The organism is Acinetobacter sp. 129952 (assembly GCF_056642055.1).
Map to the genome: position 1 here is coordinate 147,517 of NZ_JBWVSU010000003.1, position 24,077 is coordinate 171,593.

At 46.0% G+C, this 24,077-nt stretch carries 19 protein-coding genes and 1 riboswitch; of the genes, 4 read left to right on the forward strand and 15 right to left on the reverse strand.

Annotated elements, in window-relative coordinates:
* Positions 1 to 96: 96 nt before the first annotated feature.
* Entirely contained in the window at positions 97 to 2,043 is a 1,947-nt protein-coding gene (gene acs, locus AC1IR0_RS05005) for an acetate--CoA ligase (protein WP_121980013.1), read from the reverse strand.
* Between the two features lie 269 nt (positions 2,044 to 2,312).
* On the opposite strand from acs, the gene AC1IR0_RS05010 reads away from it, so the two are divergent.
* Positions 2,313 to 2,891 carry a DUF805 domain-containing protein gene (locus tag AC1IR0_RS05010; protein ID WP_004647259.1) on the forward strand — a complete coding sequence of 193 codons (579 nt, stop codon included), beginning with the start codon at positions 2,313 to 2,315 and terminating at the stop codon, positions 2,889 to 2,891.
* A gap of 106 nt (positions 2,892 to 2,997) precedes the next feature.
* Entirely contained in the window at positions 2,998 to 3,978 is a 981-nt protein-coding gene (locus AC1IR0_RS05015) for a mechanosensitive ion channel family protein (RefSeq protein WP_409651516.1), read from the forward strand.
* Here the strand turns inward: AC1IR0_RS05015 and AC1IR0_RS05020 are convergent.
* The 5 genes from AC1IR0_RS05020 to prfB form a co-directional block, all read right to left on the reverse strand.
* Positions 3,952 to 4,665 carry a 16S rRNA (uracil(1498)-N(3))-methyltransferase gene (locus AC1IR0_RS05020; protein ID WP_100329504.1) on the reverse strand — a complete coding sequence of 238 codons (714 nt, stop codon included), beginning with the start codon at positions 4,663 to 4,665 and terminating at the stop codon, positions 3,952 to 3,954. The genes AC1IR0_RS05015 and AC1IR0_RS05020 overlap by 27 nt on opposite strands.
* Positions 4,666 to 4,915: 250 nt before the next feature.
* Complete coding sequence (locus AC1IR0_RS05025; RefSeq protein ID WP_409651511.1) at positions 4,916 to 6,196, reverse strand: 3-deoxy-D-manno-octulosonic acid transferase; 1,281 nt, start codon at positions 6,194 to 6,196, stop codon at positions 4,916 to 4,918.
* Between the two features lie 82 nt (positions 6,197 to 6,278).
* Positions 6,279 to 7,364, reverse strand: coding sequence for an alkene reductase (locus tag AC1IR0_RS05030; protein WP_005261558.1), 1,086 nt, complete (start codon positions 7,362 to 7,364; stop codon positions 6,279 to 6,281).
* 15 nt (positions 7,365 to 7,379) lie between these two features.
* Positions 7,380 to 7,679 carry an ArsR/SmtB family transcription factor gene (locus AC1IR0_RS05035; RefSeq protein WP_004281346.1) on the reverse strand — a complete coding sequence of 100 codons (300 nt, stop codon included), beginning with the start codon at positions 7,677 to 7,679 and terminating at the stop codon, positions 7,380 to 7,382.
* Positions 7,680 to 7,825: 146 nt separating this feature from the next.
* A protein-coding gene (prfB, locus tag AC1IR0_RS05040; protein ID WP_101627160.1) for a peptide chain release factor 2 occupies positions 7,826 to 8,921 on the reverse strand; the annotation gives its coding sequence in 2 pieces (ribosomal slippage) (positions 7,826 to 8,848 and positions 8,850 to 8,921; 1,095 coding nt in all).
* A gap of 500 nt (positions 8,922 to 9,421) precedes the next feature.
* Here prfB and AC1IR0_RS05045 point away from each other — a divergent pair.
* Both AC1IR0_RS05045 and AC1IR0_RS05050 read left to right on the forward strand, forming a co-directional pair.
* Complete coding sequence (locus AC1IR0_RS05045; protein ID WP_004647252.1) at positions 9,422 to 10,201, forward strand: putative porin; 780 nt, start codon at positions 9,422 to 9,424, stop codon at positions 10,199 to 10,201.
* 175 nt (positions 10,202 to 10,376) lie between these two features.
* Positions 10,377 to 11,177, forward strand: coding sequence for a putative porin (locus tag AC1IR0_RS05050; protein WP_004647251.1), 801 nt, complete (start codon positions 10,377 to 10,379; stop codon positions 11,175 to 11,177).
* 52 nt (positions 11,178 to 11,229) lie between these two features.
* On the opposite strand, the gene recJ is transcribed toward AC1IR0_RS05050, so the two are convergent.
* The 9 genes from recJ to aceE all read right to left on the reverse strand — a co-directional run bounded on the left by recJ (position 11,230) and on the right by aceE (position 23,822).
* Positions 11,230 to 12,930, reverse strand: a complete 1,701-nt coding sequence (recJ, locus tag AC1IR0_RS05055; RefSeq protein ID WP_479741216.1) for a single-stranded-DNA-specific exonuclease RecJ — start codon at positions 12,928 to 12,930, stop codon at positions 11,230 to 11,232.
* 2 nt (positions 12,931 to 12,932) lie between these two features.
* Positions 12,933 to 13,589, reverse strand: a complete 657-nt coding sequence (pdxH, locus tag AC1IR0_RS05060) for a pyridoxamine 5'-phosphate oxidase (RefSeq protein WP_253144872.1) — start codon at positions 13,587 to 13,589, stop codon at positions 12,933 to 12,935.
* Positions 13,590 to 13,603: 14 nt separating this feature from the next.
* On the reverse strand, positions 13,604 to 14,935 hold the full coding sequence (gene glmM, locus AC1IR0_RS05065; protein ID WP_479741221.1) for a phosphoglucosamine mutase: 1,332 nt from the start codon (positions 14,933 to 14,935) through the stop codon (positions 13,604 to 13,606).
* Between the two features lie 123 nt (positions 14,936 to 15,058).
* Positions 15,059 to 16,525 (reverse strand): IMP dehydrogenase, encoded by a 1,467-nt coding sequence (gene guaB / locus AC1IR0_RS05070; protein ID WP_004281332.1) that lies wholly within the window; start codon positions 16,523 to 16,525, stop codon positions 15,059 to 15,061.
* 224 nt (positions 16,526 to 16,749) lie between these two features.
* Positions 16,750 to 17,115: a YkgJ family cysteine cluster protein gene (locus AC1IR0_RS05075; RefSeq protein ID WP_114540945.1), complete on the reverse strand. Its 366-nt coding sequence runs from the start codon at positions 17,113 to 17,115 to the stop codon at positions 16,750 to 16,752.
* A gap of 97 nt (positions 17,116 to 17,212) precedes the next feature.
* Positions 17,213 to 18,010, reverse strand: coding sequence for an oxygen-binding di-iron domain-containing protein (locus AC1IR0_RS05080; RefSeq protein ID WP_409651498.1), 798 nt, complete (start codon positions 18,008 to 18,010; stop codon positions 17,213 to 17,215).
* A gap of 184 nt (positions 18,011 to 18,194) precedes the next feature.
* Positions 18,195 to 18,770, reverse strand: a complete 576-nt coding sequence (locus AC1IR0_RS05085) for a TMEM165/GDT1 family protein (protein ID WP_004729168.1) — start codon at positions 18,768 to 18,770, stop codon at positions 18,195 to 18,197.
* A 72-nt stretch (positions 18,771 to 18,842) separates the two neighbouring features.
* Positions 18,843 to 18,984: riboswitch (yybP-ykoY riboswitch) on the reverse strand.
* A gap of 126 nt (positions 18,985 to 19,110) precedes the next feature.
* Positions 19,111 to 21,117: a 2-oxo acid dehydrogenase subunit E2 gene (locus AC1IR0_RS05090; protein ID WP_409665648.1), complete on the reverse strand. Its 2,007-nt coding sequence runs from the start codon at positions 21,115 to 21,117 to the stop codon at positions 19,111 to 19,113.
* A 2-nt stretch (positions 21,118 to 21,119) separates the two neighbouring features.
* Positions 21,120 to 23,822: a pyruvate dehydrogenase (acetyl-transferring), homodimeric type gene (aceE, locus tag AC1IR0_RS05095; RefSeq protein ID WP_409651492.1), complete on the reverse strand. Its 2,703-nt coding sequence runs from the start codon at positions 23,820 to 23,822 to the stop codon at positions 21,120 to 21,122.
* Positions 23,823 to 24,077: the final 255 nt, after the last annotated feature.

Consider the following 24,077-nt stretch of genomic DNA (forward strand, 5'->3'; position numbering starts at 1 on the left):
TAGCAGATTGCAGCCTGTCACTATATCCGAAAGTATGCAGAGCTTATTCCCGATATAAAAATACCGGCAGGATGCCGGTATTTAAAAAGTTTAAATTTAAGCTTTATTACGCTGTACCTCTGCGATCAGATGATCCACCACTTGCGGTTCAGCCAGGGTCGAAGTATCTCCGAGACTGTCCAGCTCATCGGCTGCAATCTTTCTCAATATCCGGCGCATGATTTTGCCGGAACGGGTTTTCGGCAATGCCGGTGCCCAGTGCAAGGCATCGGGAGTCGCCACTGGCCCGAGAATCTTGCGTACCCAGCTGACCAGTTCTCCACGTAATTGATCTGAACTGGCAACATCAGCCTGTAAGGTCACAAAGGCACAAATTCCCTGACCTTTAATATCATGCGGCATACCGACTACAGCGGCCTCTGCTACCGATTCATGCGCCACCAGTGCACTTTCAATTTCTGCAGTACCTAAACGGTGTCCGGATACATTCAGGACATCATCCACCCGGCCGGTAATCCAGTAATAACCATCTTTATCACGACGCGCCCCATCTCCGGTAAAATAGGTACCTGGATAGGTCGAGAAATAAGCTTCAATAAAGCGCTCCGGGTCTCCCCAAATGGTGCGCATCTGACCCGGCCAGGAATCCTTAATCACCAGATTGCCCTCAGCTTCACCCTCCAGTTCCTTGCCATCGGCATCGACAATAGCCGGTTGTACCCCGAAGAAAGGTCGTGTCGCAGAGCCCGGTTTTAAATCAGTCGCACCCGGCAATGGCGTAATCATAAAACCGCCAGTTTCGGTCTGCCACCAGGTATCGATGACGGGACAGCGGCTTTCACCGACCACGGTGTAGTACCAGTTCCAGGCTTCCGGATTAATCGGCTCACCAACTGATCCTAAAATTCTCAGGCTACTGCGATCACTTTCCCGCACAAAAGCATCGCCCTCACGCATCATGGCGCGGATCGCGGTCGGTGCAGTGTAGAGAATGGTGACGTTATGCTTATCGACAATATGTCCAGTACGCGCCCAGCTTGGATATTGCGGCACACCTTCAAACATCACGGTGGTGGTCCCATTCGAGAGCGGCCCATACAGCACATAGGAATGCCCGGTGATCCAGCCCACATCTGCGGTACACCAGAATACATCATCCTGCTTGATATCAAATGCTTCACGGAAGGTGCAATTCACATAGGTCAGATAACCGCCAGTGGTATGCATCACGCCCTTGGGCTTGCCGGTGGAACCTGAGGTATACAGGATAAACAGCGGATCTTCGGCATTCATCGGTTCGGGTGGACAGATGTCATTCACTGACATAATTTCCGTGTGATACCACAGATCACGTCCTTCCTGCATTTCAATTGGGTTACCGGTGCGGTGTACCACCATTACATTTTGAATCGAGTCTGTACCCGCCAGTTTCAGTGCTTCATCGACATTGGCTTTCAGTGGAATGGCCTTACCGCCGCGCATGCCGGAATCCGCAGTAATCACCATTTTCGCCTGACAGTCTTCAATCCGGCTGGCCAAAGAATCTGGCGAGAAACCACCAAATACCACGCAATGTACCGCCCCGATCCGGGCACAGGCCAACATAGCAATCGCAGCTTCAGAAACCATCGGCATATACAGCATGACCCGGTCGCCTTTCTGGATGCCATTTTTCTTCAGCACATTGGCAAAACGGCAGGTTTCATCATGCAGCTCGGCAAAGGAAATAATCTTGTGCCGCGAAGGATGATCCCCTTCCCAGATGATGGCCGGTTTATAAGGATGTTCTTTCAGGTGCCGATCCAGACAGTTGGCACTGACATTGAGCTGACCATCGGCAAACCATTCGATTTTAAAATCGTCTTTGTTAAAGCTGGTATTTTTGACTTGGGTGAAGGGCTTGATCCAGTCCAGACGTTGCGCCTGTTCTGCCCAAAATTTATCTGGCTGTTCTATAGAATATTGATAACGTTCAAAGTACTGGTCTTCGAGCGTACGTGCTGTTTTTTTAAATTCATCGGGTACTGGATAGATCTCTTGCATAGGTCACTTCCTTGATTTTGTTCTATCTCATCACGAGAGGTTAATGCTGCGTTGTTGATTGTTTTTTATGCATAATGGCAGTATGGCCTGCTTATTTCAAATCCGGCAATCATGCTTTCGTCGTAGATTATTTATACAAATTCAATCAAAATAAACCACAACTTACAGTACAGAATCTTCTGCGCAAATGTGTATGATCTGTAGCACAGCCCTTAAAAATAAAATTGACCGCTTGTGGTTATTTCATCTGATTTAGCAGGATACGCTTTATGAAATCGCCTGAATCTCCCTACTTTAGCCCGCCTGCGCTGCCTGCATCGGATCATCCCCTGTCGATGAAAGGCCGCTTCGGACGCTTGAGCTTTATTGCCTGGTCGGCATTTCTGTATTTCATTTTTTTATTTGGCAGTATTGCACTGGGTCTCAGTATTGATATTGTGAATATTTCTACCCATTCTCTAGATCCCAACTGGCTGATTTCACTGCAAGGCTTGGCCAGTATCGGTGTACTGGTCATGGTTCTGGCCTATGTGTATTTCGCTTTAGTGGTGACCGTTCGCCGTTTGCATGATATGAACCGCAGTGGCTGGTGGGCGCTATTATTTTTACTGCCGGTAGTAAACATTTTTGTATGGCTTTATATCGTTTTTGGTTCGGGCGATCGCGGCAGTAATCAGTATGGTCCGGCACGGATGACCTTGCTCTGGGAAAAAATTCTGGCCTGGCTGATGATTATCCTGACCCTGCTTAGCTTGTTGGGATCTATCGCTTTATTCAGTTATATGAGCGGTGAAGAACAAACCCCTACCCCCACGGAAATGATGCAAAAAACCACCAAATACTTTTAACAACAGCGCCGTTATTTTTAAAATTATCCAATGGTGACTTCGAGCCCTTATTAATTTTTTGCTGAACATCAGGCAAAATAGGCAAAATTTGAATTGTGGAATTTTTGTGGCAGAGCAAAACAATACCTTAAGCCAGGTAACTGAGGGCACCACGGAGTTGTTACATCAGGCAACTGAAAAAACGACCAAGACCGTGATTGAACATACCGCCAAGTATAATGATGCCTACAGCACCATTGACAAAATCATGGAGGGCTTCTGGGAGCGTGTGCCTTATTTCTGTATCGCACTGATCGTGATTACGATTTTCTGGTTACTCTCCAAAGTCTTCAAGTTTTTCGTACGTAAAACTTTGGAAAACCGTTCTTATACCCGCCAGAATCTGGTATTGGTCCTCAACCGTGTCGGCAGTACCTTTATTATTTTCTTTGGTATTCTGATTGGACTGGTGATTGCGGTTCCTGGCTTTACCCCGGGTCAGCTGATGAGTGCCCTCGGAATTGGTTCGGTCGCGATCGGTTTTGCCTTCAAGGATATTTTCCAGAACCTTCTCTCTGGTGTGCTGATTCTTCTCAGTGAACCGTTCAAGATTGGCGACGATATTATCGTGAATGGCATGGAAGGTACCGTTGAAGATATCCAGATTCGTGCGACCTTTTTACGCTCACCAGATGGCCGCCGTATCGTGATTCCCAATGCCACGGTGTATACCAGTGCCGTGACGGTAAACACGGCCTATACCCGCCGTCGCTGTGAGTTTGTAGTGGGCATCGGCTATGAAGATGACATCCAGAAAGCCAAGGACCTGATTACCGCTATTTTAGATAAAGATCCGACCATCCTCAGCCAACCGGGCTTTAGTGTCAATGTGACGGCGCTGGCTGACTTTTCCATTACCCTGAAAGCCTTCTGGTGGGTCGATACCACTGAAACCGGCACCGGAACTTCAATCAGTGCGGTGCAGGAACGTGTGATTCAGGCTTTTGCCGAGCATAATATTTCGATTCCGTATCCGGTACAGGAAGTCAAAGTCTATCGCGGCGAAGGCAATGAAGATGCCTCAGCTCGCGCTAAACAAACGACCTAAGACATAGGGAATCACGGTTTCAGTGCGGAGAATACGGTTGCCCAGACTCACAGCCTGACAGCCGTTTTTAACCAGTAAATCTACTTCATAAGGAATGAATCCACCTTCCGGGCCGATGATCATCGTACAAGGATGCGGAATCGCAAAAGGCATGGATTGTTCGGCATAAGGATGTGCCACATAAGCGGGTCGGTCAGCCGTAATCAAGTCCGGTAAAATATCTTCAACAAAAGGTTTAAAACGTTTATACAGCTCGATTTTCGGAGCTATTGTATCTCCTGCCTGTTCCAGTCCCAGCTCGATATAATGATTTAACTGCTGTAAAAATGGGGTTTGCCAGTAGCTTTTATCGACGCGATAACTATGCAGTAAAATGATTTTTTCCACGCCCAAGGTGACACTGTCCATGATCAAACGGCGCAGCACTTTCGGCCGTGGCAAGGCCACAATCAGGGTCACCGGTAATTTTTTTGGAACAGCATCCTCTTGAAGCGGTTTTAGTCGCACTGCTTTTTCAGAAATCTCGACAATCTCGGTGAGATAACGCTGACCTTCCAGCACCCCTACTTTTAAGGTATCTCCAACTTGAATCTGCACATGCTGCTGTAAATGTTCCAGTTGACGTTTCGATGAAATCGTCCAGAGATCCGATTGTGTTTGTCGATGGTCAAGCAGGACAATATTCATAGAAGATTTTATACCGAAGAACTGTTGAATGACCTCTATCCGCTAGAGGGTGGCGACATGGATGTCGCGCGTATCCCTGAGGGATAAGGACATCCCTTCAGTGATACAAAAGATTTTTGCTACTTTCATCTTTGAAAAGTAGGCTAGATAAGCCAGCTTAGAAATATTGAAAAAACTTCAATCCACACAGCCTAACGACGGCATCCTTGCCGTCTTAGTAAATCCAATATCTGTTACTTATCAATATCAATTAAAGATACTGATCAATCACCTGAATATGCTTGGCAAGCGATCCCGTATTTAACTGCATAATTCTCTGCGCTGCTGTATTTAAACGTTGTGCCTTGATTTGATCTTGCAAAAGTTCCAGCAATACCTCTGCCGCCTGCTGCGCATCCTGCACAACTTCTACTGCATCTGCTTGAACGAATTCATCGACGATGGTCTGAAAATTAAAATAGTTTTTGCCTAAAACAGTCGGTACATTCAAGGCAATCGGCTCCAGAATATTATGCCCGCCACCCGGCTCATTCAGCGAGCCACCGACATAACAGGTCTGACTCAAAGCATACCAGAGCCACATTTCCCCCATCGAGTCCGCCAGATAAACCTGGGTATCTGCTTCAATGTTCTGGGCCAAACTACGGCGCTGAGTTATTAAATTTAAACTCTGTGCAGCCTGAAACACCTCATCAAAACGTTCCGGATGACGGGGTACGACGATACATAAAAGTTTTGGGTTGCTATCTAAAGCCGATTTTAAAGCGCTTAGAATTTCTTTTTCTTCAGGCGCATGGGTACTGGCCAGTATCATAATTTTGCGACCTGCCAGTTGCCATGCTTGCTTCAAGTTTGCAGCATGTTCTACAAAACTTTGTGGTGCAGTAATATCAAATTTGATATTGCCCAAAACCTGGGTTTTTTCGGCGGTGATCCCCAACTCGATATAACGCTGCTGGGTGGCAGTATCCTGTGCCAAAAGCTGACTTAACTGCTGTAGCATGCTCCGGGTCAGACCTTTAACCCTGGCATAGCCCTTGGCCGACTTTTCCGAAAGACGCGCATTTAACAAAATCGTGGCTACATCAAACTCTGGTGCCTGATCCAGCAGATTCGGCCAAAGCTCGGTTTCCATCAGCAATAACAGTTTTGGCTGATATTTTTGATAAAACTCACGAATTAAGGTTTTCTGGTCAGCAGGCAAATACACGGCCTGAAATAAGTCTAAGTAAGGTGGCTTTAAGAACAGCGATTTTGCCCGGGCCTGACCGGTTTTGGTGGTATTGGTGACCAGCACCGGATGACCGAGTTTTAAATAATGTTCAACTAACGGTTGGGCCGCGTTGGTTTCGCCCACCGACACCACATGAAACCAGATAGCATGCAGGTTTTTGGGTGGCTGAAACGGGCCGAAACGTTCTGTCAGTTCTTGTTGTAATTGTTCAGGATCGGTCGCACGTTTACGGATACGCGATTGATATAAGGGTTTAACCAGCGCCAAGGCTGCGTTATACCAAAATGGAGTGGCCACATTGCGCCCCTGTCCAAAGATTCAATGGGCAGAATATAGCAGAGCCACATCAACATGTTAATCAATGTGGCTCATTTTTAGATTATTCTACTGTAGTTAAAGCTTCTGCTTCAGCCAATGTCGGATAATCAATATAGCCTTCCGCGACATTGGTTCCGATCATGTTTTCCAGCTTCAGTTCATTCAGCGGCGCATCTTCGAGCAGACGTTCGTATAGATCCGGATTGGCAATATACGCCTTACCAAAAGCCACCGCATCAGCCTTGCCTGAAGCCAGTAATTCAATGGCATCTTCACGACTTAGTTGCATATTGGCAATATAAGGCACTCCATTTGAGCGCTGTTTCATATATTCAGAAATACTGTCTTCTGCCAGATATTCACGGGTAAAGAAGAAGGCAATCTTGCGCTTACCCAGCTGCTCCATGGCATAGCCAAATGTTTCACGTGGATCATTGTCGCCCATGTCATGGTCATCACAACGCGGCGCAAAATGCACCCCTACACGATCTGCGCCCCATACTTCAATCAGTGCATCAGTTGCTTCTAGCAGGAAACGTGTACGATTTTCCACTGAACCGCCGTATTCATCTTCACGCTGATTGGTTTTGCTTTGCAAGAACTGGTCAATCAGATAACCATTGGCAGCATGTAATTCAACACCATCAAAACCGGCTTCTTTAGCACGAATCGCAGCTTGCTTGTATTGCTCGGTAATCGCATGAATTTCAGAAACTTCCAAAGGACGTGGCGTAACGTATGGACGTTTTGGACGTAACAAGCTGACATGACCCGCCTGTTGTACTGCACTTGCAGAGACTGGTGTTTCACCATTTAACAGATCCGGATGCGATACACGACCAACATGCCAAAGCTGGGCAACAATCAGACCGCCCTTCTCATGAACCGCTTGAGTGACCTTTTTCCAGCCTTCGACCTGCGCATCGGTAAACAGTCCCGGAGTATTTAAATAGCCGTTGGCTTCTTCAGAAATCACTGTAGCTTCAGAAATTATCAGGCCAGCACTTGCACGTTGCGCATAGTACTCAACCATCATTGGGGTTGGAACGCGATCAGCAGTTGCGCGGTTACGGGTCAGCGGCGCCATGATGACACGGTTTTTAAGCTCTAACGCACCGAGCGTTAAAGGAGAATTTAATTCAGCCATCGTTACTCCCACCTGTTAAAGGTGTTGTTGTAGGTGTTCGATAAATTGTTGAATCAAAGTTTCATTGCGGGAGAAATATGACCACTGTCCATGCTTGGTCGCAGTGATCAGGCCAGTCTGCTGTAATACAGACAAATGATTGGACATGGTGGACTGGGAAACCTGGCCCAAACGTTCAATTTGACCTGCACAGACCCCACGTTGAAAGCCACCACACTCTTCCGCAGACAGATATTGCTCCGGAGATTTTAACCACTCCAGAATTTGTCGACGGGTCGGATTGGCTAAGGCTTTAAAAATTAGATCAAGGTCCATAGGCACATCACAATCAGTGGCGCAACGAAACTTTATTCAGCATCTGCGACCATTATATCGTATTTTTTCGATTTATATATCGAAAATTTTAGATATAATAATCACAATCTGCACAAGCTTTGTTACGCCAGCTTTTAAACGATTTCTTACAGGCCCTGTTTCAGGCTTGCTTCGATAAATTTGTCCAGATCACCGTCCAGAACTGCGCCAGTATTGGAATTTTCCACACCTGTACGCAAATCCTTAATACGTGAATCATCCAGGACATAAGAACGGATCTGACTACCCCACCCAATGTCAGACTTGGAATCTTCCAGTGCTTGTGCCGCTTCGTTACGTTTGCTCATCTCGAGCTCATAAAGTTTGGCACGTAACTGCTTCCAGGCGTGGTCACGGTTGGCATGTTGTGAACGCTGGTTCTGACAGGCCACCACAATTCCGGTCGGTGCATGGGTTAAACGCACGGCAGAATCTGTTTTGTTAATATGCTGACCACCCGCCCCTGATGCACGATAAGTATCGGTACGAACATCGGACGGATTGATTTCAATTTCGATATTGTCATCAACTTCCGGTGACACAAACACGGCAGAGAACGAGGTATGACGACGGTTGCCCGAGTCAAAGGGCGACTTACGCACTAAACGGTGTACACCAGATTCGGTACGTAACCAGCCATAGGCGTACTCACCTTCCACACGAATCGTCGCAGATTTAATCCCGGCAACATCCCCATCAGATTCTTCCATCACTTCTGCTTTAAAGCCATGACGTTCAATCCAGCGTAGATACATACGTAGCAACATAGACGCCCAGTCCTGTGCTTCTGTACCGCCTGAACCAGCTTGAATTTCCAGATAGCAAGGATTTGGATCCATCGGATTATTGAACATACGGCGGAATTCAAGCTTGGCCAGTTCTTCTTCAGCCGTGCTCAGTTCAGCCTGTACATCTTCTAGCAAGCTTTCATCATCCGCTTCAACCGCCAGATCAAGCAAAGCCTGTGCATCTTCAAGCTGGGTACTTAAGCGATCCAGCACATTTAATACATTTTCAAGCTCGCCTTTCTCTTTGGCCATCGCTTGGGCACGACTCTGGTCATTCCAGATGGTTGGATCTTCTAATTCACGCAGGACTTCTTCTAAACGCTCTTTTTTCAGATCGTAGTCAAAGATACCCCCGTAGTGTTTGACCACGTTCGTTTAAGTCTTTTAATTGGTTTAGATACGGATTAATTTCCACGTGAATTACTCTCAATCAAAATTAGGCACAAAATTCTTAGCCCGATATTATAGCACAGTCTATTTCCGCTATTTTAACGATTCATTCAGTCTAAGGCTCGAATGTCTTGAGCATTTAGACCTGTATTTCCCTCATCCAATTTTCAACATCTCATAGACTCTTTTGCGTCTTTTTATCCGAAATTTTTATCGGCTTTTTAGCCCCGTTTTATGACCGAAATATAATTTTGCAATTGATTTTATAATTTAGGATTTCTTATTGGTCTGTATAAAAAATCAGCGAATTCAATAGATTCCACAATATCTACACACTTTTAATAAAACACTACATTATAAATTTAATTTTATTATTCAGTCACTTGTTCAGCAAAAATTACACAAGATTACGCTATTCACATTACTGTAACTTTCCTTTGATTGACGATCTTTGGAATTGCTCTAGACTGAAAGTTGTAACAAAAAGTGTAATGTTTTTAACTCACGATTTGAGGGGTAGTAACCATGAAAAAATTAGCGATTGCTTCGGCACTACTTTCAGCAATAGCAATGACTGGTACAGCAGCACATGCTTACCAAGCAGAAATTGGTGCATCAGCAGGAGTGGTTGATCCTGACAACGGTGGAACTAGCGGTTCTTTCGGCGTTGATGGTACATATTACTTCAATCCAGTTCAAACACGTAATGCACCATTAGCAGAAGCAGCATTCCTTGATCGTGCTAGCAACGTGAGTGCGCAATATCAATATAATGAAATTGGTGATTCTGAAGCGCATCGTTATGGCGTAGGTGCAGAGTACTTCGTACCGAATTCTGACTTCTACTTAAGCGGTAACGTCAATGGCCATGATCTGCAAGACAATGATGATCTAGAAAATGATTTAACCACCTATGCAGCTGAAGTCGGTTATCTGCCAGCGCCAGGTCTATTGATTGCGGCGGGTGTGAAAGGTTGGGATAACGACAATGATGATGGCGTAGATCCAACATTGCGTGCTAAATATGTAACGACATTAAGCAACGGTAAAGACATCAACCTGGAAGCAGGTGCAGCATTTGGTGATTTAGATGAATACAATCTGGCAGCAGATTATTTCATCGACAAAACCTTGAGTGTCGGTGCTGATTATCACAATAATGATATTACCGACAAGAGCGAATTTGGTATCAATGCACGTAAGTTCATTAACCAGCAAGTGAGCTTAGAAGGCCGTGTCGGCTTTGGCGAACAGTTTAACAATGACTACAATACCTTTGGTGTAGCAGCGAAGTACCGCTTCTAATCTAAAACCAAAAATTAGTCATGCATAGAAACCCATCCTCGGATGGGTTTTTTTATTGCACTCTTAACAAGCATTTAGGTATTTTTTGCACATTGACGGGGCGAATATAAACTGTACAATTTGTTACAACTGTTCATCAAACAGTCATATTTTTATAACAAAGAGAGAAATCTAAATGCTTAAGAAACTTGCTCTTGCTACAGCGCTTCTTGCTGGCCTGGGAACTGCACATGCTTACCAAGCTGAACTTAATGTCGGGTATGAAAATACAGATATTGATAATGTTGGGGATCTAGATACATTTTTCATCAATGGAAAATATTACTTAAACACTGTTCAAGTTAAGAACTCTCCACTTGCAGAAGCGGCTTTCCTAAATAAAGCAAGCAATATTGGCTTAGGTTATGCAAATGCAAGCGGTGATGGCGATGAGGATATTGATGTATTTGGTGTAAGTGGCGAGTTTTATATTCCAAATACTCAATTTTATGTAAGCGGCACTATTAACCAGGTTGACTTTGCTGGTGAAGACAATACTGGCTATGCTTTTGAAGTTGGTTACTTACCAGTTAATGGCCTACTATTAGCAGCTGGTGCAGCTAATGAAAGCGTTGATCCAGTTCAGGTAGCAAATTATGGTTTTGTCCCTAACCTCTTAAATGCTGTTACTGTAGGTGATGATACTGCACTATCTTTACGTGCAAAATATGTGACTCAGATTGGTAATCATTTTGCCAATTTTGAAGGTTTAACTTATTTCGGTGATGAAACAACTTATCGTTTAGGCGCTGATCTTTATATCGATCCAACTTTAAGTGTGGGTGTATCAATCGCGGATTCTACAGAAGATGATTCAGATACAGTATTTGGTTTACGCGCACAAAAATTCTTTACACCTGCAATTGCAGCTGGCGTGAACTATACAACTACTGACGGTGCTGACTCTTTCGGTATTAACGGTACTTTCCGCTTCTAATCTCTCCGATTAAAAGCAAAAAAAACCGCTCACTCGAGCGGTTTTTTATGGCCTATTGTTCTAAATGGATAATCCGCATTTGCAAGCTGATATTGCCATTAAATACATTTTTATCCAGCTCATAGACCAATCGTGTATCTTTCATCGGGTCAAAGTCATATTTATCCGCTGCATTGAAAGCGATCGCATCCACGACCTGCCCATTCTCCAACGCCACACGTAACTTAAGATGCACATCTTTAAGCCAGCGATAGTCCATGATTTTGAACACACCATCAAAAATCGGTTGGGGGAATTTTTGCCCCCATGGACTTAAATTCTGTAATAAATCGACTGTTTCAATGTGAAAAGCAGAAGCTGGCAGCTCTCCATCCGTCCATAAAGTCGCAGTGAATAAATCCTCATCCATCGCACCAATCAGTACTTCAAAGACCTGCTTAAACTCGGCGAAATTTTCTTTTTTCAGGGTTAAACCGGCTGCTGCTGCATGGCCACCAAAATGACTGACTAAATGAGGATATTGCTCTGCCACCTGTTCAATCGCATCACGAATATGAATACCTTCAATCGAACGCGCCGAACCTTTGATATGAATCCCATCCTGATCCGCGGCAAAAACAATACTCGGACGATGGAACTGCTCTTTTAAACGCCCTGCTACAATCCCGATCACTCCCTGATGCCAATGCGGTTCAAACATGATCAACGCAGCAGGTAGTTCAGTGGCATCCCACTGGATTTTATCCAGCTCAAGCAAGGCTTCCTGCTTGATTTTACCTTCCACCTGACGGCGTTCGACATTGAGCTGATTCAGCTGTTCAGCCAGTGGATAAGCAGTTGTCAGATCAGGAGCCAGCAAACATTCGATCCCGATATCCATGGTTTCCATGCGTCCAGCCGCGTTAATCCGTGGGCCTAAAACAAAGCCCAAATCTTGAGCTTTCAGACCAGCAGGGTCACGCTTTGCAATATCAAGTAGCGCACTGATTCCTGCTCGGCATAACCCTTGCTGGATCCGTTTCAACCCTGCATCGACCAGAATCCGGTTGTTATAGTCCAGACTCGCGACATCGGCATAAGTACCGAGTGCCACCAGATCAAGATAATTGGTAATTACCGTAGAGGATTTCCCCAGTTTCTTGCGATGGGTCGACAGATTGGCCAGCACATAAAATGCCACCCCCACCCCGGCCAAGGCCTTGCTCGGGAAATCGCAACCGAGCTGATTCGGATTAACCACCGCTTCGGCTTTTGGTGTCGGCTTGGTCGTTAGATGATGATCGGTAATGATCACCTGCATGCCATGATCTTGTGCCTGTTTGACTCCGTCATGGCTGGAAATGCCATTGTCCACGGTAAGCAGTAAATCAGGCGTGAAATTGACAAAGGCCAGATCTGCAATTGCGGGCGTCAATCCATACCCATATTTAAAACGGTCTGGTACCAGATATTCAACATTGGCGCCCATATCGCGCAGTGCCAGCACCATGAGTGCAGTACTGGTCGCGCCATCGGCATCATAATCGCCGACAATCACGATTTTCTGGCCATGATCAATCGCCTGATCCATCAATTGAATGGCTTCAGGCAAGCCTTTCATGGTCGGTGCCAGCAAATGCTTCAGCTTGAGCTCAAGTTCCTGCTCGGATTCCACCCCACGACGAGCCAGAATCTCGGCCACAAATGCAGGGACGCCCGGTAAATTTTCAGGGCGTGTCAGCAATGGACGTTGTTTGATTTCCAGTTTTTGCATGGTTATGGCATTAAGCGCTCTAAAGTCCAGCCGGCATCGGTTTTGCGATAACTTAAACGGTCATGCAAACGGTTGGGACGACCCTGCCAGAATTCATAATAATCGGGTTCTAGACGATAACCGCCCCAGAATACCGGCTTGTCCAACTGTTGCTGATTCGCGACCTGGGTATGCAAATCCCAAAAACGTTGCTGCAATTCCTCACGACTGGCCACGACGCCACTTTGCGGGGTACTGATATGTGCAGCAATCTGGCTTTCTCGTGGACGTTTATGATAATAATCGGTCGATTCTTCTTCCGATATTTTCTTTACACGACCTGAAATACGAATCTGGCGCTCCTGATCCTGCCAATAGAACAACAGTTCGGCATAAGGATTTTCAGCCAGATCCAGACCTTTTTGACTATCATAGTTGGTATAAAAGTCATAACCCGCTTCAGTCGCTCCACGTAGCAATACCGTACGCACGTGCGGACGACCTTGTGCATTGGCTGTTGCCAAAGACATGGCATAGGGTTCATGCAATTTTGCTTCCAGTGCATGGTTAAACCATTGCAGGAACTGCATATGTGGATTCGGATTGACTTGCTGTTCCTGTAACTCGCCTTTTTCATAATTCAGGCGTAGTTCACTCAGATCCTTGATCAGATCACTCATCATCTATGTTCCTGTTAAGCGGCATTGGCACGCACAGCATCTGCCAGGCTGTTTGCAAGTGTGGTGACTTCAGCCAGATCATCGCCTTCGACCATCACACGAATGACAGGTTCTGTGCCAGATTTACGAATCAATAAACGGCCACGACCTTTAAGCTGCTGTTCGGCTTTTTCAAATTCAGCTGCCAGTGCAGGCACTGAATAAGGATCAAACATGGCATTTAAACGTACATTGACCAAGACATTGGGCAACAGTTTAAAGTCAGCCACAAGTTCATGCAGAGCTTTTTTCTGCTCAACCATCACGGTTAAAACTTGCAGGGCTGCAATAATGGCGTCGCCTGTGGTGCTCTTGTCTAAAGTCAGAATATGACCAGAAGGCTCACCGCCAATTACCCAGCCATTTTCTTCCAGACCTTGCAATACATAACGGTCGCCGACTTTGGCACGTAATAACGGCACTTGTGCTTTTTCCAGCGCCAGTTCCAGCGCCATATTGCTCATTAAGGTACCGACGATACCTGCCGGTTTTTTCGAGCTTTGAGTCGCAAGAATATAAAGAATATGGTCGCCATCAATGAGATTACCGGCTTTATCTACGAGAATCACACGGTCGGCATCCCCATCAAAGGCAATACCCAAATCTGCTTGATGTTGAACCACGGCTTGTTGCAAGCTTTCCGGATGGGTCGAACCACAGCCCTCATTAATATTCAAACCGGTCGGCTCATTGTGAATCGCAATCACCCGTGCGCCCAGTTCACGGAACACCGCAGGCCCCACGTTATAGGCTGCGCCATTGGCACAATCCACTACAATGGTGAGTTCATTCAGATCCAGATGATACGGGAAAGTCGATTTACAGAATTCAATATAGCGGCCATTAGCATCTTTAACCCGGATACTCTTACCCAGATTCGCTGTATCTTCAATCACAAAATCTTTCTCAAGCTCTTGATTAATTTCATCTTGCAAGGCATCTGGCAGTTTTTTACCTTCCGCAGAGAAGAACTTAATGCCGTTATCAAAATACGGGTTATGCGAAGCGGAAATGACAATACCCAAGCTGGCATGTAAGGCACGGGTCAAGTGAGCAATCGCCGGTGTCGGTAGTGGACCTAAAAGGTGAACATAAACGCCAGCGGCATTTAAACCTGCCTGTAAGGCAGCTTCCAGGATATAACCAGACAAACGGGTATCTTTACCCAGAACCACCAATGGTTTGGATTTTTTACTATGACGTTTTAAAACTTTACCAGCCGCAAATCCCAGTTTCAGGGCAAACTCAGGGGTAATCGGCAATTCGCCAAACTTTCCACGAATACCATCCGTACCAAAATAACTCATCTTTATCTCACTTCTTAGCGGATGATTGATATCACCCATTTTTTTCCTTGAGTCACACTTTACACCAAAATAAAAAAGCCGTCATTTGCATGACGGCTTTTTAAAATTTTAAATCACAGGAAATTAACCTACGCGATAGTTTGGTGCTTCTTTGGTAATGGTCACATCATGTACATGCGACTCAGACATACCGGCAGAAGTGATTTTCACAAACTTGGCATTCTGACGCAGGTCTTCAATCGTCGCAGAACCGGTATAACCCATTGAAGAACGTAGGCCGCCCATCATCTGATGTACGATATTACCCATTGGGCCTTTGTACGGTACACGACCTTCAATACCTTCAGGAACCAGCTTCTCGGCACCGGCCTTGGAGTCCTGGAAGTAACGGTCAGCAGAACCTGTCGCACCCGCCATCGCGCCCAATGAACCCATACCGCGATAAGCTTTGTAGTAACGGCCCTGGAAGAATTCAACTTCGCCTGGTGCTTCTTCAGTACCGGCCATCAATGAACCCACCATAATCGTGCTTGCACCCGCACCAATCGCTTTGGCCATATCACCAGAGAAACGAATACCGCCATCCGCGATCAAAGGAATCTGATCTTTCAGCGCATTGGCAACAGAATCAATTGCAGAGATCTGTGGCATACCAATACCCGCCACAATACGCGTGGTACAGATTGAACCAGGACCAATACCAACTTTAACGGCATCCGCACCCGCATCAAGCAACGCTAGCGCAGCATCACCTGTTGCGATGTTACCGCCAATCACCTGAACTTGTGGATAGTTGGCTTTCACCCAACGTACACGCTCGATCACACCCGCAGAATGACCGTGTGCAGTATCGACTACAATCACATCTACACCTGCATCAACCAAGGCTTCTACGCGACTTGGCGTTTCTGCACCGGTACCGACAGCAGCACCAACACGCAGACGACCCAGATCATCTTTACAGCTGTTTGGATACAATTCAGCTTTACGGAAATCGGTTACCGTAATCAAGCCTTTCAGCTCTTGCTGATCATTGACCACCAGTACTTTTTCAATACGATGCTGTTGCAATAAGGCTTGAATGTTTTCTTTCGATTCGCCTTCACGAACCGTCACCAGACGATCCTGACCAGTCATGATATTGCTGACTGGCTGCTCAAGATTGGTTTCAAAGCGTGTATCACGACCGGTCACGATACCCACCACTTTGCCGTCTTTCACAACGGGCACACCACTGATATTGTTGGCTTGAGTCAGCGCAATCAGTTCACGTACTGTGGTTTCAGGAGTCACTGTAATCGGGTCTTTGACCATACCCGCTTCGAATTTTTTCACACGGCGCACTTCTGCAGCCTGAACAGCGATATCCATGTTCTTGTGCAAAATACCGATACCGCCATTTTGCGCCATTGCAATCGCCATACGGGACTCAGTCACCGTATCCATTGCTGCAGACACAAGAGGAATATTCAGGTTAATGCCACGAGTTAAACGTGTCTTTAGGGAGACATCTTTTGGAAGAACAGTAGAATAGGCAGGGAGTAATAGGACATCATCGAAGGTTAACGCGTCTTGAACGATGGTCAACATAACAGTCTCACTGGTAATTTCCGTGCACTATTATAAACAAATATCGGCTTAAATTTCATTGCAATTGCAAAATTATTTTTTATTCAAGCTTTGTACAAACAGATCTATGTGGGTGCTAAAACAGTATCAATAATACGTCCGATCATGAAGTTCCCTATTTTTAAATAGACCCCGATCATTTTAATCAAGTGAAAAGCAGAGCCTAAGCTCTGCTTTGGGTGGATTTAGCTGACGTATTCAAAACTGTCATCATTGTCGGCTTCATCAGTTTCAATCTGGACAAAGGGCAACATATTGTGTGCAACACGAGCCTTATTGCATTGCTCATCGGCAATCTGCACTTCTTTGCAGGATGAACTTCGCTGCTCATACATACCGCAGCTGACCTGCTGGCCGATGGTGCCATCAAGTGCGATACAGCGTGGATTTTTTTGATTGGTTCCAGCCATACATGAATAGACTGCTGTCACAGGTTCGGTATAGTGCTCAGGCATATGAATACCTTCGGCCCAATAGAACGAAACCCTGAAATAGGCGCAGCACGCCCCGCAGCTTAAACACGCATCCGGTTTTGGAACTTGAGACAACATTTCTTATAAGTTCTCATTATCAAAAAAAAGTTTTTTGGAGAAGAAATATAAAAAATGTTGGTTTTCCACACAAGAAAAAAATTATTTTTTGTGTGAACTATTCAGGACAGGTAAAAACCGTTTCATCCATCAGGTCAGTACCGCATTCCAGCGTTTCAATCCAGTCCAGAAACTGATTAATCTGCTCTTTACCGATAAATGGCGTGCCATGTTGCGGCACAATCATCTCGATTTCCATGCTGCGTACCATTTTCACCCAAAGGCGAATCACCTTGTTATTGCACATATAGCGTTGATGGAAGCTTTTCATTTTTGGAATATGCGCAGCAAAGTTTTCCAGTGGCTTGGCTGCATCTTCGACCATGGATGCGCCCATATCGCCGGAAAACAGGATTTTGGCAATCGGATCATAAAACTGGAAATTCCCCACCGAATGCAGGAAATGCGCCGGCACCGCCACAATGTGTGATTGACCCAACGGAACGATCTGACCGTGATCAGGAAGTTCTACCAAGCGGTCCAACCAGTTACCTTTCATCCGGTCACTCATAAAGGCCGAGTTTAAGTGCGGCAAGAAGCGCGCCCACAGCTTGGATGCCACCACTTTGGCATCCGTATAGACCAGCCAGCGCGGCATCGAGGTGATGATATCCGGATCCTGGTGCGAGGCCATGACATAATCCAGATTGGTCAAACGGGTATATTTATTCAGCTCCATAGTCAGCGGCACATAGGTTAAATCACCACCCGGATCAAGTACCGCTGCGCGCTCATGATCAATGATCAGAAACTGGTTTGCCTGAACGCCTTCACCTTTAACCAGACTGGTAAAACTGATGCACTTATGTGTCCCGTTATCAAACAGGACCTGCGATGTGGTGCGTTCAAAAGCCATGTAAATTCCCCAATTTATAATAAAAATAACGTTTTTATACCCGTATAAAATATAAGGAATTAATCAAACTTACAATCAATAAAACTAGCCATATCACACTATTTACCAAGGTTTTGAGAGAATTTTAACCATAAAAAATCCTGAGTTTTTAGCTCAGGATTCATGTAATTTATTATTTTATGATTTAAAAGAAATAATGTTGAGCCAGTGTTGCGACACCAATCACCAGGAAAATCGCCGCTCCAATTTTATGAATCAGGCTGATCGGGAGTCTATTCGCCAGCTTATCTCCCAAAAATACTGCAGGTGCATTGGCCAGCATCATGCCCAAAGTGGTCCCAAGCATCACCCAGAATACGCTATCGAAACGTGCTGCTAATGCGACCGTAGCAATCTGAGTTTTGTCACCAATTTCTGCCAGAAAGAACAGAATAAAGGTCGCACCAAATACCCCGAATTTTTGCCATTTATTGATACTGGCATTTTCATCCCCGAGTTCATCCGGAATCAGCATCCAGACAGCCATTGCGATAAAGCCAATCGAGACGATCCACAGTAGCACCTCCGGCCCGATCACCGTGGTCACCCATTGTCCCAATACTGCAGAAAGGCCGTGGTTAATCAGCGTCGCCAATAAAATGGCAACTAAAATAGGAACAGGTTTGCGAAAACGTGCGGCAAGCAGCAATGCCAGCAGTTGGGTCTTATCACCCATTTCAGCCAGCGCTACGATTGCAGTCGACAGTAGGAATTCATACATGAGGTTTTTCTCTGGCTAGCATCCAATACCAATGACTCACCGCTCCTGCTAGCCAAAATCTGCAGAGTGGTAAATCAAAGGTCTTGCCAACAAAAGAAAGCTTGGAAAAGCTGACTTGGTTCTTTGCTATGATGACCATGCTCGGTTGAGCAAATATGTTGACCATCACCCTTCTGCTTTGCGCAAAAGGCGGCTACTCCCCAATGAAGTGCGCCAAGTATAGAATCAAATAGATTATTTTTCAATGCAGCAGCAAAAAACCCTGCCGAAGCAGGGTTTTCTCTTTACACCCTCTTTATATTTCTCCCAGAGAGAGAATAAAGGGCATATACATGATTTTTTAGATCAATAAAGTACGGATATCTTTGAGCAGCTTGGTCAGCTTGTTGGTGAAACGAGCAGCATCTGCACCATTGATCACACGGTGATCGTAGGACAATGAAAGCGGCAGCATCAAGCGTGGATCAAAGCCTTCACCATTCCATACTGGTTGCATGGTGGCAGGAGAAATACCCAGAATCGCCACTTGCGGCCAGTTCACCAATGGCGTAAATGCTGTACCACCAATTGAGCCCAGGCTGGTGATGGTAAAGTTCGCACCTTGCAGGTCTTTCGGTGACAATTTCTTGTCACGCGCTTTTTGACCCAGGGTTCCCAGCTCAGTGGCAATCTGTTTAATGGACTTCTGATCGGGATGACGCAGCACAGGCACGGTCAAACCATCTGGCGTTGCGACCGCGATACCCATATGGATCTCGTTACGTAGCAAGACTGACTTACCATCATCGGCCAAGTGACCAGCAAACTCACGCTCTTCTTTTAACAAGTGCGCAACTGCTTTGATGATGAACGCCATAATGGTCAGGCTCAGGCCTTCTTTCTTGAAATTGCCTTTCAGTTCATTACGCCATGCTTCCAGTTCCGTAATATCTGCTGCATCAAACTGGGTCACTTGCGGAATGAAATTATTCAGCGACAATTGTGGAATAGATACTTGTTGCAAACGCGTTAAGGCTTTCTCTTCCACACCACCAAAAGCGCTAAAGTCTGGCAGTTTTGGCAGACCTGCGACTTGAGCAGCAGCGGCTACAGGAGCCGCCTGTGGCGTAGTAAGACGCGTTTTGACATACGCTTTCAGATCTTCTTTCATGACGCGCGCGTGTGGGCCAGATGCTTTGACGTCTGCCAGCACAACGCCCAGTTCACGTGCCAGTTTACGCACAGCAGGACCAGCATAGACTTTCGAGTTAGCGACATTCTGCTCTTTGGTCAGCTTATCGGCATTATCCGACGCCGCGACTGTTTGAGTAGAAGATGCAGCAGGTGCCGGTGCTGCTTTTGCAGCAGGCGCTTTCGGCGCTTCTGCTTTGGCTGCAACAGGTGCAGCAGCTGCTTGCGCTTCAGCTTCAATTGTCACCAGTGCAATGCCTTGAGAGACATTTTGACCCAGTTCCACATGAATGGCTTTAATCACGCCGGCTGTAGTGCTTGGCACTTCAACAGTCGCTTTATCTGATTCCACCACGATGATGCTCTGGTCTTTTTCAACCGTATCACCGACCTGAACCAGAATTTCAGCCACAGCCGCCTTGTCTACACCTAGATCAGGCACCTTCACTTCAACATCACCTGCAGGTGCTGCTGGCGTTTGTGGCGCTTCAACTGCTTTCTCTTGGGTTGCCGCTTGAGCAACTGGTGCTTGAGGTGCTTCTGTCTGTACTTGTGCTGCCGAAACAGCCGTTTTCACTTTCAGAATGACCACACCTTCTTTGATCGTGTCGCCTTCTTTAATCTCGATGGACTCTACCGTGCCTGAAACCGTACTTGGCACTTCAACAGTCGCCTTGTCTGATTCCACCACTACGATACTTTGATCTACCTCGATTTCATCACCGACAGAAACCAGAATTTCACCGACAGTGGCTTTTTCTACACCAATATCAGGGATTTGAACATCAACCACTTGTGAGCTTGCTTGAGCCTCAGGAGCAGCAGAAGCTTTAGGCTGATGTGAAGCGATTTCCTGCATGATTTCCTGATCCGGCAATGAGGTTGGGGTATTTTCTGAAGTTTTTTCAGATGCATCTGCTCGCTGTGACTCTACTACATCCGTGCTGCCGTCTTCAGCCTGTAGCTCAATCAGTACCGCGCCTTCAGTGACTTCATCACCCTGGCTGACCAGAATGCTTTTTACCACGCCTGCTGAAGTGCTAGGCACTTCAACAGAGGCTTTATCAGATTCAAGTAACACAATGCTGTCATCAATCGCAATCGTATCACCGACTTTGACCAGAATTTCGGCCACTGTTGCCTTATCTACACCAATATCAGGAGTCGTAATTTGCATGCTTAGTTCTCCTCTTTGTAGTCAGCAACAGCATGTACAGATGGGGTTTCTTGCGGTGCCCAAGCTACTGGACGATCTGTATCAAGCTCGAAAGTCGAAATCGCATCTTTTACCAGGCGCGCATCAACTTCACCTTCATCTGCCAGTTTTTTCAAAGTTGCCACCACAATATGGGCAGCATCAACACCAAAGTAACTACGCAAGTTGGCACGTGTATCTGAACGACCATAACCGTCAGTACCCAGCGCTACGAATGGACGACCATCTGGAAGATAAGCACGGATCTGTTCGCTATAAGCACGCATATGATCGGTTGCAGACACCACAATACCTTCAGTACCGCGGAGCTGTTTCGATACCCATGCTTCTTTCACGTCTTCAGCCAGCGGATGCAAGCGGTTGTATTCTTCACATGCCATGCCGTCACGTGCCAGTTCATTGAAGCTGGTTACGCTGTAGACATTTGAATGAATTTGATATTCCTCACGAAGAATCTTCGCCGCCTTGATCACTTCACGCAGAATCACACCTGAACCCAGTAACTGAACGGTGGCTTTCTCGTCTTCTTCAAGCAGGTACATACCGCGCTTGATACCTTCTTCAACACCTTTTGGCATTTCCGGATGCTCGTAGTTTTCGTTCATCACAGTCAGGTAATAGAACACACGTTCCTGGTTCACATACATACGCTGTAAACCGTCATGCACGATCACTGCCAATTCATAACCGAAACATGGGTCATAAGAGACACAGTTTGGAATGGTATTGGCCAAGATGTGTGAGTGACCATCCTGATGCTGTAAGCCTTCACCGTTCAGTGTCGTACGACCCGCAGTTGCACCCAGCAAGAAGCCTTGTGCCTGTGCATCGCCGGCTGCCCAGGCAATATCACCAATACGCTGGAAACCAAACATCGAGTAGTACATGTACATCGGAATCATTGGCAGGTTATTGGTTGAATAACTGGTCGCCAACGCTGCCCATGCACTCATCGCACCGGCTTCGTTAATCCCTTCCTGCAACATGTGACCGTCTTTGGCTTCACGGTAATGCATCAGCTGTTCTTGGTCTTCCGGAGTATATTTCTGGCCATGCGCGGCATAAATACCGAGCTGACGGAACATACCTTCCAGACCGAAAGTACGGGCTTCATCTGGAACAATTGGAACAACGCGGTCTTTAATCGCTTTCTCTTTAAGAAGTACAGAGATTAAACGCACCATCACCATTGTGGTGGATTGTTCTTTACCATTTGAACCGGCCAAGACCGAATCAAATACTGAAAGTCCAGGAATCGCCAGCTGTTCGCTTTCCTTACGACGTGCAGGCAGGTAGCCACCTAGCGCCTCACGACGCGCCTTCATATATTTCAATTCAGGGGAATTTTCGCTTGGACGGTAGAACGGTACTTCTTCAAGCTGTTCATCAGTGAAAGGAAGATTGAAACGGTCACGCACGTATTTCAAAGAATTGATTTGCATCTTCTTGATTTGGTGAGTTTTGTTGACTGCTTCGATTTCTTCCGACAAACCATAACCTTTCACGGTTTTTGCCAGAATCACGGTCGGCTGACCTTTGGCCGTACATGCTTCGGCATAAGCAGCAAAGACTTTGTACGGGTCGTGACCACCGCGGTTCAAATTATCAATATCTTCGTCGCTTAAGTCTTTAACCAACTCAGCTGCTTCTGGATATTTGCCGAAGAACTTTTCACGCGCGTAAGCACCACCTTTTACCTGGTAACGCTGGAAATCGCCATCGACTGCTTCTTCCATCACTGCTTTCAGTGCACCGGATTTATCTTTATCCAGTAGTGGATCCCAATGACGGCCCCACACAACTTTAATCACACGCCAGCCTGCGCCGCGGAATAATGACTCAAGTTCCTGAATGATCTTGCCATTACCACGTACCGGACCATCCAGACGTTGCAAGTTACAGTTCACTACCCAAATCAGGTTGTCGAGCTTTTCGCGACCTGCCAGAGAAATTGCACCCAAGCTTTCCGGCTCGTCCATCTCACCATCACCCAGATAAGCCCAAACCTTACGATCTTCTTCTTTAATCAGGCCACGGTTCATCAGGTACTTTTGGATATGTGCCTGATAAATCGACATGATTGGACCCAGACCCATCGATACGGTCGGGAACTGCCAGTAGTCCGGCATCAAATAAGGATGCGGATAAGATGGCAGACCTTTACCGCCTACTTCACGACGGAAATTATTCAGATGCTCTTCAGTCAAACGGCCTTCTAAAAATGAACGCGCGTAAATACCCGGTGCACAGTGACCTTGATAATAGATCATGTCGCCGCCAAAGCTGTCGCTGTTGGCACGGAAGAAGTGGTTAAAGCCCACATCATAAAGGGTTGCGGAAGAAGCAAAACTCGCTAGGTGACCACCGAGATCGTCACCGGTTTTATTCGCGCGTAATACCATTGCCAAGGCATTCCAGCGGATCAGCGCGCGAATACGGCGCTCCATGTCCTGGTCGCCTGGCATTGCAGGCTGTTCTTCAACAGAAATCGTATTTAAGTAGGGAGTATTTAAACGCTGAATAGGAACATGCTTTGCAATTGCGCGTTGATAAAGTTTTTCTAACAAAAATGCTGCACGCTCAGTGCCCATGTGCTGCAAAACAGAGTCAAATGCATCTTGCCATTCTTGGGTTTCTTGCGCGTCTGTATCGCCATAAAACGCCATAATCTACAGTTCCTAAAAGCCTAATCTAATGTCTTATATGTACCATATTTAAGACCTCTGCAGGTATGGCCTTAGCTGAATGCGATTTAGCAGTACTATTTAGGAACTAAATGATGGGTGACGTATAATTACACTACATAACAAAAAATAGTCAATAAAGGCGATTTATTATACAATCATTATAATAGTTGGTGATAATATGAGACTTAAAAGTGATAAAACAAAAAGCCCTTCAAGTTGACTTGAAGAGCCTGC